The sequence below is a fragment of the Brevibacterium senegalense genome, assembly GCF_000285835.1.
Lineage (GTDB): Bacteria > Actinomycetota > Actinomycetes > Actinomycetales > Brevibacteriaceae > Brevibacterium > Brevibacterium senegalense.
On sequence record NZ_HE978610.1, the window covers coordinates 73,555 to 86,061 of the forward strand.

At 65.4% G+C, this 12,507-nt stretch carries 10 protein-coding genes and 1 pseudogene; 4 read left to right on the top strand and 7 right to left on the bottom strand.

From position 1 onward, the window contains the following. Positions 1 to 37: 37 nt before the first annotated feature. The 7 genes from HGBR_RS14960 to HGBR_RS14990 form a co-directional block, all read right to left on the bottom strand. On the bottom strand, positions 38 to 1,111 hold the full coding sequence (locus tag HGBR_RS14960) for a hypothetical protein (protein WP_019160162.1): 1,074 nt from the start codon (positions 1,109 to 1,111) through the stop codon (positions 38 to 40). Beyond that, positions 1,105 to 1,992 (bottom strand): DNA adenine methylase, encoded by an 888-nt coding sequence (locus tag HGBR_RS14965; RefSeq protein WP_019160163.1) that lies wholly within the window; start codon positions 1,990 to 1,992, stop codon positions 1,105 to 1,107. The genes HGBR_RS14960 and HGBR_RS14965 overlap by 7 nt, the downstream gene beginning before the upstream one ends. Positions 1,993 to 2,021: 29 nt before the next feature. Next, positions 2,022 to 3,524 (bottom strand): hypothetical protein, encoded by a 1,503-nt coding sequence (locus tag HGBR_RS14970; protein WP_019160164.1) that lies wholly within the window; start codon positions 3,522 to 3,524, stop codon positions 2,022 to 2,024. 68 nt (positions 3,525 to 3,592) lie between these two features. Beyond that, on the bottom strand, positions 3,593 to 3,790 hold the full coding sequence (locus tag HGBR_RS14975; RefSeq protein ID WP_019160165.1) for a helix-turn-helix domain-containing protein: 198 nt from the start codon (positions 3,788 to 3,790) through the stop codon (positions 3,593 to 3,595). A 334-nt stretch (positions 3,791 to 4,124) separates the two neighbouring features. Continuing rightward, on the bottom strand, positions 4,125 to 4,478 hold the full coding sequence (locus HGBR_RS14980; protein WP_019160166.1) for a hypothetical protein: 354 nt from the start codon (positions 4,476 to 4,478) through the stop codon (positions 4,125 to 4,127). Between the two features lie 189 nt (positions 4,479 to 4,667). Then, complete coding sequence (gene mobF / locus HGBR_RS14985) at positions 4,668 to 8,198, bottom strand: MobF family relaxase (protein ID WP_026077642.1); 3,531 nt, start codon at positions 8,196 to 8,198, stop codon at positions 4,668 to 4,670. Positions 8,199 to 8,316: 118 nt separating this feature from the next. Continuing rightward, positions 8,317 to 9,726 (bottom strand): aminotransferase-like domain-containing protein, encoded by a 1,410-nt coding sequence (locus HGBR_RS14990; protein ID WP_026077643.1) that lies wholly within the window; start codon positions 9,724 to 9,726, stop codon positions 8,317 to 8,319. Between HGBR_RS14990 and HGBR_RS14995 the strand changes: the two genes are divergently transcribed. The 4 genes and pseudogenes from HGBR_RS14995 to HGBR_RS15005 all read left to right on the top strand — a co-directional run. Beyond that, on the top strand, positions 9,725 to 10,651 hold the full coding sequence (locus HGBR_RS14995) for a DMT family transporter (protein WP_026077644.1): 927 nt from the start codon (positions 9,725 to 9,727) through the stop codon (positions 10,649 to 10,651). The two genes, HGBR_RS14990 and HGBR_RS14995, sit on opposite strands and share 2 nt — an antisense overlap. An 8-nt stretch (positions 10,652 to 10,659) precedes the next feature. Next, positions 10,660 to 11,259, top strand: coding sequence for an FMN-binding negative transcriptional regulator (locus tag HGBR_RS15000; RefSeq protein ID WP_019160170.1), 600 nt, complete (start codon positions 10,660 to 10,662; stop codon positions 11,257 to 11,259). 241 nt (positions 11,260 to 11,500) lie between these two features. Further along, the gene (locus HGBR_RS20050) at positions 11,501 to 11,941 is read left to right on the top strand and encodes a hypothetical protein (RefSeq protein WP_147522555.1); all 441 of its coding nucleotides are present in this window, start codon (positions 11,501 to 11,503) and stop codon (positions 11,939 to 11,941) included. A 57-nt stretch (positions 11,942 to 11,998) separates the two neighbouring features. Beyond that, a pseudogene (locus HGBR_RS15005) lies at positions 11,999 to 12,507 on the top strand (ISL3 family transposase); the annotation flags it as partial.

A 12,507-nucleotide genomic window follows, 5' to 3' on the forward strand; every position in this document is an offset into this window, starting at 1 on the left:
GGCCGCTACGCTCCTCGTTGAACGCTCAAGAGGCGCATTAATTCGCATCGGAAGAGCGGCCTCCGAGGTGTGCCTCTTTCATCGCGTTGACCACGATGGTCACCACTCGGAGGGTTGCTTCCGCGTCGTCGACCAGATCAGACTTCGGGTCGTAGCGAGCGATGATCCGGGAGACGTCTTCTGCGGAACTGGCGAGTTGGTAGAACGCCTTCTCGAACGCCTTTGCCTTGTCTTCGACAACGTCGAAGGAACGGTCGAGGTCACGGTTGGATTCGAGCACCCGGACCGCGCGTTCGCTGCCCAGTACGTTGATGAGTCGGCCAAGATCAGGGTTCTGGCTTCTGATCAGCGCCGGCTCATCTTCTTGACCATAGAGCCATGACAGGAGGTCACGAAGATGCGCTCGATGCGAGGCTGGCACTGGCTTGGGCGGAAGGACTGAGTTGTCGCTCTCCGGCAACCCTAGGAACTGACGGACGTTAGCTGTCGAGAGTGCGGTGTAGAGGTGGGAGAAGTAGAAGGATTTCTTCGAACGGAGTTCGCGGTCGAAGAGCTTCGCGTTTTCCGCCTGCTCTAGAACGACGACGCCGTTGACGAGTCTGCTAACGGTGTTGTGCCCGTCGCCGAGCCTGCGGCTGACTTCGTCGATGTCGTCTCCGTCTTGGAGCCATGAGTGCGCGAATCTAGCCTTCGCGTACGAGTCCCATTTGAAGGCGCCGTTGACGTGTTTGAATCCGATGAAGTCACGTGCTTCTTTGCGGCTTTCGACGTAGTTGACCTGGATCTCGGTCGGTATGGCGTTCGCGTGCAGCGGTTGTGGCAGCGTCACTTTGAACTGCTGCTGGAGACGGGGGCTTGCGATGATGCGCAGTGCTGCGAGCCGGCGGTTACCCTCGACGACGGTCCGGGTTGATTCCTCAACGATGAGGGGTTCGAAGTCGAGCCACCCTGAGTTGCCGATCGACTGGATCAGTTCCCCCAGGTCAGCCTGTACGTAGAGATAAGCGATTGCCTCCTCTTCGTCGGTGAACTTCGCGTCGGGAATACGCGGATTTGCAAGGTCGAGGGAGAGCGTGTCGGGTGATGCTTTGTCTAGCCGCGCCATCAGCATGCTCCTCCTGTAGCGGCGTCTGCCACCTGAACAAGCCCGGCATGCGCAGATTCGATCTCCTCGGGAATCACCAGATCCGTCGAGAACACCATGATTTCTTTGGCTTTCATCACGCGGTGAGCCGAGTAGTTCAGTGCAAAAAGTCTCCTGCGCAGATCTGAGTAGAGGTCTGCGACTTGAGGCACGTTGTCGTAGGTGAGAATCCACTTTGCTCGCTGCACACCTTTGAGGCAATCGGCGAGAGCCCGATGGTCGGAGTCTTGGAACGCGTTGAGATAAAGCGATCCCGCCTTCTCGAAATAAGGTGGATCGGCGTAGATGAAAGCGTCATCCCGGTCCGAGTACCGCTCGATGACGCGCAGACCATCCTCGTTCGTCACAGCTATGCGATCTGCGTGCAGCGCGATCAGACGGATGCGCTCGGCTAGCCCCTCGCGGTTGAAGCGAGCGTCGATCTTGTAGTTGCCCGTCTGGTCCTTCCCGCCGATGGGTCCGCCATTTAGGACGCCTGAGCGGTTGGTTCGATTGAGATAGAAGGTTGCGAACCCGAGCGGGAGGTGGTCATCGCGGGCGGAGGTCAGATAGACCTCGCGCTGTCGTTCCCACTCATCGACGGAGAGTTCGACGCTATTGACTAGCGCGGTGAACTCGTCGGGCTGAGTGACGACTGCGTTCCAGAACGCGAAGACGGCGGGATCAAGGTCGTTGATCGCGATACGCTCGACCTGGCCGGAAACGAGCAGGGCGAGAGCCGCGCCTGCACCTCCTGCGTACGGTTCGACGTACACGCTTGAGGTGAGGTTGTTCTCCCGGATGATCGTCCGCAGGCGTGAGTAGAGCAGGCCTTTGCCCCCGGGGTACCGGAGTGGTGAGATGGTCACTCGTTTACGTGCAGACGTCCCTGTTTGGGTCATGGTTTGAGGACCGCCTTCATGACTCCTTCGATCGTCGCCCAGCATTCACGAACGTCGTCGGGTGTGGCAAAAATGTGATGGTTGTGGTTCGTGGCATCGAGGTGTGCTTTGGAGCCCACAAAGCCGTAGCGTCCACCTCGGATCTTCTGGACGGGCTGGATAAAAGTAGTCTGTCCGGTGGACTTGAAGTGCTGTTCGAGCCAGACGAGACAGTTTGAGAGGTACACGAAGCCCTGCTCGTTTGAGCTTTTCTTGATCTCCTCGCCGAGCACTTGGGCATGGGCCTTGATCGTCTTTTCCAGGAAGGTTCGGAGCAGATCGAGTGTTGCGTTCGGGAAGCGCTGGATGTTGATCGCCGATAGTTCTTTCACGATCTCGTGTATTGACGCGGGGAACGACGCGGGGACCGAAAGATTGTCAGTGTTGAGGTAGTTCCTCTTCCGCGGAAACGGCTTCGGCTTGTCCCGTCCTGCGTCGTTCGATCCGCGAGAGTCTCCATCTGCGCCGTCTCGGGCGTGTGATCCCTGACCTTGACCGGCGGAGCCAGAGTGCCGATTCTCCTTCGCCGAGGAGTTCGGCGAGTCGAAGTCTGTGGTCGCCGGCTCGTCGTTCGCTGGGTCGTCGTCTCTGGGCTCATCAAGCAGGTCGCGGAGGTCGTCCATGTACTCGACGTAGCGGTCGCTTGAGGTCTTGTTAAGGGTACGCGTGTTGACCACCCCGTCGCGGATGTCGCTCACGATCTTCGTCGCGACTCGCTTGAACAGGCCGGCGTTTGAGACGAGGGAGACTTCTCCTGTGCCGTTCTGGATGTGGATTCCGACCAGGTCGAGGAACTTCTCGTTCTCGTAGAGGCGCGCGAGGGTCGACACGGGGAAGCGGCGTTTGCGTGCGTAGTCGCCGAGAGACGGGTCGTCGTAGTTGACGTTGCGGAACAGTTCGAGAATCTTACTCCGTGTGATGAACTTCCGGACGTCGATGGTTGGATACTGGGCGATCAGCTCTTCTGGTGATTTGCCAGCGTCGAGTTGCGCCTGGAAGAACGCGGCCTGCCTGGCGGGACCCCACGCCACGCGCTGATTGCCGGTGTGAAGCGCTGCGACGAGTTGGTCGGCATCGTCCTGCGAAGGTGCTCTCTTGACGGTGATACGACGAATCGCGGCACGATCGGGCAGTGAGTGCGCGAGCTTGCTAATGCGTGCTTGGTGATCCGGCGCAAGGTAGGGATTCTGGATAGCCTTCAGCGCGGCCACGCGTCGGTTGCCCTCAACCACGATCAGTTGACCGTCACGGTCGAGGACGATGGGCACCTCGTGCGTCAGCAGGCCGACCTTGGCGATACCTTCGACGAGGCTCAGTGCCTTCTCGTTGGTGAACAAGTCCTGGACGATATCGGATTCCGGGACGCCCTCGGGGATATCGAGTCGAACGTTGCGCGGATCAAGTCTGACGTCGTTGACAACGTCGACAACCAGCTCCTCCCACGTGGACATGTCGATCATGACGTCCCCCGCTCAGCGAGAACGTCATGATCGGTACCGGGCGTGCGGACGGTATCTCGTACTGTCACTCAGTCCCCCACACTCTTCGCAGTGCCCTTGCTGCCTCGGACCACTGCGAGGACGTCGCTGCGAAGGAAGCGCCAGGCTCGTCCGACTTTCTCGCCGGGCAGGGAGCCGTCGCGGGCGAGCGCGAGCACGGTCTTGGTGCTCACGCGCAGCAGCGCGGCAGCCTCCTCCGTGGTGAGAACTTCGTGTTCTTCCGCCATCTTCTCGCACACTCCTCTTGCGGGGTCTAAGGTCAGGCTATCAGCGACAGCCGTCAGGGGCGTCGGTCCGCGCGAGTGGCCGTCCCGATCGCGATACCTGCAAGGGGACACCTCTTCCTTGGGTCAGGCTCCAGAGAGTTCGGTGGGTGTCAGGCGCCTCCGAGGCTCGGCAGCGTGATGGTGAGTGCCGACCTCGTGCCCCGTGAACCGGATCAGGGCCTCGACAACTTGTGAAGCTCGGGCGGGTGCCGGTCCACCGCGCCGGCCGAGACTTGCCGCTCGTCGTAGCGGTGCCGGGCAGCCTTCTTCACGTAAGTGCCCAGCACCCCTCCCCCTACGCAGCGACCATCGACCGGTCCCCGGCACGCTGCGCACGTCGCCGCGTGGCATGCTCGCGGAGGCGTGCACGCAGCAGGAGGACGAGGCTGACCGGTCCCATGATGGTGAATTTCATGGCGTTGTAGATGAAGAACAGTACGAGCAGGTTGAGCCAGCCTGGTCCCCCGTCGTCGATGATGCTGCGGCAGAGGACGGCGGCGAACACGTACGGGACAGCGAGCAGCATCGCTGGGATGCCCCACTTGAGGCCCCGACGAGAACGTATGAGGTCCAGGAGGATGTTGGTCGGCATGTAGCGGCGCAAGAAAGATCGTGTGTGGATGCTTGCGGCCCAGGCGAGTCGGATCATCGCGGACAGTCCTCTCATCGGGGGTCTGTAGCGAACGCACTTCCCTGAGAGGGCCTGCCGCCGAAGCGATGAGCCATGCCGCCGAACGGTCGACGGCGCATAACTTATGGCGCTACCTCGCGACCATTCTACGACTGAGCGCCGACGTGCGGAAGGGCACCAGCACAGCCACTGTCGGGACGCGTGTTCTCACAGGCTCGGCCCCTGCCGGACCGGGGCAGGTGGACGGTGCTGCCGGTGTGGTTCGGGCTGGCCGGCGAGTTGGTGGAGCGCGGCCTCGGCCCTGGCCCGGTCGATCCTCTGCGCCGCGTTCTCCAGCGCCGGACCAAGGGGCGTCTCATCGGTGATGCCGTACCGATCGCGGTAGGCGGCGATCGTGCGGGCGTGCCGTCGCCACGCCGCTGTCTTGCGTGGGTCGCGCGGTGTTTCACCGAGTGGCCGCGTCCAAGCTTCCCCGGCGTCGCGGGCGGTATCGAGGATCGCCTCGGCGCGGGCTTCGATCAGCTCCCGCCGCTCATCGAGGGCGCGGCACATGTCGCCGGTCATCGGGCCTTCCGCGGAGGGGATCAGTCCGGCGATCAGTCGGTGTGCCTTGCGGGTGCGGCCCGACCCTGCCGGGCGGGCAGTGGCGCGAGCGACGCGGTAGTGCAGGACGGAGGCGATGTCGTCGGCATCGGTGAACCCGCGCGCGGCGACCAGACGTGGGAACAAGGTGTCGAGGTCGTGGTGGTTGGCCTCGGCGCGGCGGAGTTCGGCGGTGAGCGCGCCGAACGCCTCGGACTCGATCGCGGCGTCGGCCTGATCGGTGGTCAGGCTGGAGTCGCGGAGCAGGGTGGCCCAACGGTCGTGTTGTGCTGCGGCGGCGATGGTCTCGTACTCGGCGGCGAGCTGCGCGATCGAACCCCAGCGGTCGTGCTCAGCGGTGATGGTCTCGTGCGCGGACAGCTCGGCGTTGACGTGTCGCAGAACTCCGAACAGGACGGAGCGGCCGGTAGCGTCTGGGTTGTCGCCCGGATGCGGGGGGACGTGCTCGTCGGGCCGGTCGAGGATGACGTAGGCGTGGTTGGCGTGCTTGCCACGGGTCATCGCGACGTAGAAGTTCTCCCTCGTGGTGGTCGGCTCGACCAGGACGTGGGCGGTGTCGACGGTGACGCCTTGTGCGCGGTGGGCGGTGATGGCGTAACCGAGGTCGACGTGCTTGGCCACATACGAGGCGGGGAGGACGATGGAGCCGCCAAACCGGCGCTTGGTGGGGCGGATGGTGATCGAGCCGTCGTCGCGGACGCCGGTGATGTTCCAAGTGTCGCCGTTCCGGACCCAGTCCTTTCCCGTGCGTAGGCGACGGTCATTGCGGCGAGTGATGATCGTGTCCCCAACTCCGGCGGTGGTGCCGTCGTTCAGCGCGACCTCGGAGTCGGGCCGCAGGGTGCCGTCGAGGATTAGGTCCGCGCGAGCACGGTGGTTCAACGTGGTGACGTCGTCACGGGTCTCGGCGATCAGCACCGCTACCCGGCCGGCGTCGCGGTCTGCGCGCCAGGCGGTGTAGGCGGCGTCGGTCATCGCTTCGGCCTCGCCGTCGTGGATGCGGTCGTGGTTGAGGTAGGTGTCGATGACCTCCGTGCGCCCATGCCGGAGCGCGAGGGAGGCGGTCTTCTCCCACGAGTGCTCGAATCGGTGCACGTCGACCAGCTCGGGTGCATCGTCCCGGTCGTTCACGAGGAGCCCGAAGGCGCCACCGGCGTCCACGGATTGGAGCTGGGCGAAGTCGCCCACCAGCAGCACCTTCGCCCCGGCTTGCTCGGCGAGGGCGGTGATCCGGTCGAGGGACGAGGTGCCGGCTAGGGAGGCTTCATCGATAATGACGAGTTGACCCGCCTCGAAGGTCGTGCCGTGGACGAGGTGGTTGGTCCACCACTTTGCGGTGTTCTCCGTGGGAATGCGGAGGTCGTCGGCCAGCACCTGCGCTGCCACCGCCGAGGGTGCCAGCCCGACCACCGAGCCCGGGCCGTGGTGCTTCTCCCAGGCGCGCCGTAGCTCGGACATAGCGGTGGTCTTACCCGCACCCGCGGGGCCAACCAGCACGTCCAGGACTCGACCAGACACCGCGATCTTGCTCAGGGCGTCGGCCTGGTCCTCGCCGAGCATCCGGCCCTCGGCATCGGAACGGGACGTAATCTGTTCCACCGTCGCGAGCGGGACCATAGGCCCGGTGAGGGCACGGGAGCGGTCGAGCAGGCGATCCTCAGCCGCGAGGAGTTCTTCGGAGGAGAACACCGTGGAGTGCTTCGGCCGGAAGACGCTCGTCCCGTCGATGCGACGGAATGCCGCCGGTGAAGCGGCGAGATCGGGCGGAGTGAGCCGCAGCGAGGCACTCTCGGCGGCGTCGGTGACCATCCCGACAATCGCCTCACGATCCCGTGAGCTGGCGAACCGCCAGCCCATCGTCTGCCGCGAGGCCTCCGCATGCAAATTCCAGCGCCGCCACGTCGACCGCTTCTCACCCACCACGGTCACGACCGAGGCGCCGAGTTCAGCAATTAGTTCCAGAGGCACGTCATCGGCGCGCAGCACGGACGTCGGCTCGTTGCTCGTCGAGCGGCTGGCCCACGATGTCGCGTCGTCTCCGAGGAGGGTGGTGGCGCGGCTGCGCCACTCCGCAGTGAGGTCAGCCAGCGACCGCACCTGTTTGTCCGGTCGGGTCGCGAGAGTGGCTTGGGCGCGGAGCTTCACGATCGTCGCCGCCGACGGCCGCCGGCCATGCTTCGCCACGTGGTTCGCGATGAGCCGATCGGCCTCGGTCTCGATGTCGTGAGAGCGGGTCGAGAAGGCGGCGATCAGCTCGTCGGGGACGACCGTGATCTCCCAGGACGGGTTCCGATCCCGTCCCCGCTCCCGGGCCTCCCAGCCGACGCCGAAAGTTCGAGCGAGCCGATCAGCGAGGACCGCATTGTAATGCTCGGACAGGGCGACCACCGCGGCGTGCATCGGCCGCCCGTCCAAGGATCGCCACTTCCCATCGAACGCAGTCTGAATCTTGTTGCTGACCACGACATGGGTGTGCAGTTGCGGGTCGCCGGCGCGGGAATCGTAGTGATCGAACCCGGTGGCGATCAGCCCGGCCACATCGACCTGCGCGACCGCCCCATCTCCGGCGGTGACGCCGGTGCGGGTTGCGGCGACCTCACGTTCCATGAAGTCCACCACCTCGGCGACCGCGTCGTGGTGGGCTTCGGCGATCAACGCCTGAGTCCCCGCGTCGGCTACAGCCCACAGCACCGAGACGGATTTCGGGACGGAGAACGTGTAGTCGAATCCGGCTACCGCGCGCCGGGTCCCGCGTGCGGCTTCTTCGGCCTCGATCTGGGTGACCGCGGTCGCGCGGCCTGCCGGCCCCAGCTCGTTGGACAACTGGTCGACGCGCAGCCTGATCCGTTCGGCGACCGGAACATACTGCGGGAAGGCTCTGCCCAGCGGCTCACCGGTAATCGGGTCTCGGCCCATCCCGATCAGCAACTGAAGCTGCGCCTCCGACACCTGATCCCCGGTCGCGAGCCGGCCCTCGCCGAGGCCGGCGAGGCCGGAACCGAGCCACCGCCCAGGCGGGGTACCTTCCTCCGCGTAGTACCGAGTGAGCGGCGTCGACAACGACCGGTCGCCATCCGCGGCGGCCACCGAGCGCAGTAGGTACTTGTACCCGTCGCCCGCCGACATGACCCTCATCGAGACCGTCACAGTGAATGGGTGTGCCTATGTCCCCTTCGGGAGCCTCACCAACTACGGGTTCGTCGCCTTCGTGCATTCGGGCATGAGTCGAGCGGCTGCCTGGACGACGGCAGACTCACTGTCTGTTCGTGAGAACTTGTCCGATGATTCGTGCGGCGTCGGGGAATGCTCCGGGGTTGGGGCCGGAGTAGTTCAGGCGGAGGTAGCGGCCGGTGGGTTCGGCGGGGAACCAGTCGTCGCCCGCTGCGATGATGACTCCTTGGTCTTCGCAATCGCGGGTGAGCCGGGGCAGGTTCGTATCGTCGGGTAGGCGCAGCCAGAGGTTGAGGCCGCCGCGCGGCACAGCATCGAGGTGCGCGGCCGGAGTGTGCTCGCGCAGTGCGTCGATGAGCAGGTCGCGACGGTTGGTGAGCTGTTGCCGGAGCGAGCGCAGGTGCGTGCGCCACGCTGGTTGCGTGACCACATCGACCGCGACGGCTTGCAGGGCGGAACTGACGTACATCGCCTGAGCCTGCGTGTCGGCGAGGATACGATCACGGGCAGGGCCGCGGGCGGTCAATCCCGCGACCCGCACGGACGGGGAGACGCTTTTGGTGAGCGAGCGGATGTAGACGACGTGGCCGCTGTCGTCGCGGGCCGCGACGGGTGCAGGGTCTGTGGTGATGCCGAAGTCGTGCGCCCAGTCGTCCTCGATGAGGAACGCGCCGTGCTCGCGCACGATCCCGAGCACGGTATCGCCCAGCTCGGCCGTCCACTGGCCGCCGGTGGGGTTGGCGAAGTTCGGTTGCGCGTAGAACGCGCGTGCCCCGGTCTGCGTGAACGCGCGGTCGAGGTCGTCGGGGTTCGGGCCGCGCGGCCCGGACGGGATCGGGACGAGCTGCACGCCGACCTGCGCGGCGGCGAGCATCGCTCCCCAGTAGCTCGGAGACTCGATCAGCAGCGGACGCCCCGCCCCGACGAGGGTACGGAAGAGAGTGCTGAGGCCGCTCTGACTGCCCGGCAGGATCACCACATCGCTCGCGACAGGGGCGGTGAGGCCCGCGGGGGTGATCGCGCCGAGTTCAGAGGCGAACCAGGATTGCAGCTCGGGCAGGCCCGCGATGGGCGGGCGGCTCACCGCCGCCTCGCTCCGTGCGGCACGAGCGAACGCGGCCCGCACCAGGCGCTCGGGCAGCAGCTCCTTGTCGGGGTAGCCGGAGTGCAGAGCGATCACATCGTTCGGCGTCGTGCGTAGCGCCGACGACGAGGCGGGGATGCGATGCTGCGGGGAGCCGAGCGCGGCCGTCTGCCAGCCGTAGTCGTTCGGGCGGGCCGTGCGGATCGCGCGCACGAACGTGCCGACGCCCGGACGTGACTCGATCACTCCCTGCCCGATGAGGGTGCGCAGCGCCTTCTGCACCGTGACCGGGCTGGCCTCGAACTGCGCGACGAGCTGCCGCGTCGACGGGAGCTGCGCGCCCGCAGGAGCGGCCGCGATCCACTCTCGGAGTGCGGACACGATGCGGTCGCTGCTACTATTGGTCATGACAACACAGGATACCGCTACTCTCGATTCTGCGAAACCGCTACCGAAGTCTCATGCCGGTTTGTGGTGGGGGTTGCTCGGGGTCACCGCGTTCTCGTTCACGGTGCCGTTCACTCGGGTCGCGGTCGAGAACGGGCACATGTCGGCCCTGTTCGTAGGCTCGGGCCGTGCGGTGATCGCGGCCGTGCTCGCCGCCCTCGCGCTGGGCCTGACGCGGCAGAAGCTCCCGCGCGGGAAGCAATGGATACAGGTCGCCGTGGTCGCGGGCGGCGCGGTGGTCGGGTTCCCGCTGCTCACCTCGTTCGCCCTCACGACTGCGCCCGCGAGCCACGGGGCCGTGGTGATCGCACTGCTGCCCGCGGCAACAGCGGTGATCGCGGTGCTGCGCACGGGCGAACGTCCCACACGCTCGTTCTGGGTCGCCGCCGCGTTCGGCGCGGTTGCCGCCGTGGTATTCGCCGTGATCCAGGGCGGCGGCTTCGGCGGACTGCACATCTCCGACCTGCTGCTGTTCGCCGCCGTCATCGTCTGCGCGATCGGCTACGCGGAGGGCGGGCTACTCTCCCGCAGCCTGGGGTCGTGGCAGACGATCTCGTGGGCGCTCGTACTCGCCTCACCCTTGATGATCCTGCTGACCAGTATCGCCGTGGTGCAGCAGCCGCCCGCAGGCACCCTCGTGGAGTGGGGCGCGTTCGCGTACCTCGCGGCCGTGAGCATGTTCCTCGGGTTCTTCGCCTGGTATCGCGGCCTCGCTATCGGCCCGATGGCGCAGGTCAGCCAGGTGCAGCTCACCCAACCCGTGATGAGCATTCTCTGGGCGGGCCTGCTGCTGGGCGAGTACATCGGCTGGCAGACCATCGTCGGCGGCGTCGCCGTCATCGGCTGCGCACTGCTCGCAGTCCGCGCCCGCAACCGAGGAAAGTAGGCGCTGACATGCGAGAGACTCCGAGCTACCTGATGACCGATCCCGAAGAGGTCAAGCGGCTGATCCGTGGCAACCCGTGGGCCACGTTCGTCTCGCACACCTCGAACGGGCTCATCGCCTCGCACTACCCAGTGCTGCTCGATGAAAACGCTGAGGGCATCACCATCCTCAGCCACCTCGGGCGGCCCGACGAGAAGCTGCACGAGCTGGGCGAGCACGAGATGCTGGTCATCATTCAAGGCCCCCACGACTACGTCTCCGCGAGCTGGTACGAGCCCGGCGACCTCGTCGCGACGTGGAACCACGTCACCGCGCACCTCTACGGGATACCCGAGATCCTGTCCGAGGAAGAGAACTACCAGGTGCTCTCCCGCCTCACCGATCACTTCGAGCAGCACTACCCGGGCGGGCGCAGCCTCGCAGAATACGAAGCAGGCACCCGTCGAGCGGCCAAGGGCACCGTCGGCCTGCGGATGCGCATCACCCGGTTCGACGCGCGGGCGAAGCTCTCCCAGAACAAGACACCCGAGATCACTGAGCGCATCACAGCCGAGTTCGATGAGCGAAACCCTGGCCTTGCTGCGGAGATGCGAAGAGTACGCAAATAGCTCTTCGCTGAGCGAAAGGCGTGTGCTGATGTTCCAACTTGTCGCGGCCTCGACACGTACAGCGCGCAAGGGTACCCGAGCGAGCGAATATGACTGCGTGAGACTTCTCATTCCACGCGATGGGTCGTTGCTGCTCTTCTCTGCTGCCCAGATGCAGCCTGTGGGGACTGGGCAGATAGTGCTCGTCGCTCCCGGCGCGGTTGTGAGGGTTCAGCCGGAGGGAGAAGCTACGGTAACGACTTTGGCGGTCGATACCGACTACCTCATTGAGCATCTGTATTGGCAGCATCTTGAGCTGATTCCTGATCGAGATGCCGCCCGGGACTTCGCCACCAAGCTCTACCCAGATCCTGTGCAGATACTTCGTCCGGGTGAGAGGGAAGTAAGACGGCTGGGGCCGATGCTGGATGAACTGGTCACATGGACAGAGGCTGGCCTGACCGCGGCGGGCTACTTCCGCACTCAGGCACTTCTGTGCACCGTGCTCGAAACAATCAGTCCGCGAGTGCGCCACGCCCGCATCGAGATTCCACCGCTCACATCGAATCAGCGCATGAAGCGGGTTGCGTCACCACGTTGGCGGGCATACCGGCCTATCCGTCGCGAAGCAGCTTTAGCGGCTCATCACAAACGAGGGTGTAGCGGCGGTGCGATCGACGGCGGCGCGTCGGTGCCGGGGTGAGGGTCGAGGTCTTCCGATGATGGGAGTTCTCACACAACCCGCCTGGAAGACCTCGACGTGCCTCACGCTACCTTCGCTTGCCCTGACCTGACCACGTTCTGCCGTGTCGACGAGCTCGGCCTGGAGGTGGTCGGTCAGCTACTCGAGCCGGGCAGGGCGGTGCTGGCCTGCCGGGTCGTCGAGCCCGACGACTGGTGCCGGCGGTGCGGTTGTCAGGGCACGGCGTGCGGCACGGTGGTCCGCCGGCTCGCGCACGAGCCGCTGGGCTGGCGTCCGACCGTGTTGGAGGTCAGGATCCGTCGGTACCGGTGCACCGGCTGCGGTCATGTGTGGCGCCAGGACACCAGCCGGGCCGCCGAGCCGCGGGCGAAGCTGTCTCGGCGTGGCTTGCGGTGGGCACTGGAAGGGATCGTCGTCCAGCACCTCACCGTGGCCAGGGTCGCCGAGGGACTCGACGTGTCGTGGAACACTGCCAACGACGCGGTCCTGGCCGAGGGCAAGCGGGTCCTGATCAATGACCCGGCACGGTTCGACAAGGTGACCACGATCGGGGTGGATGAGCATGT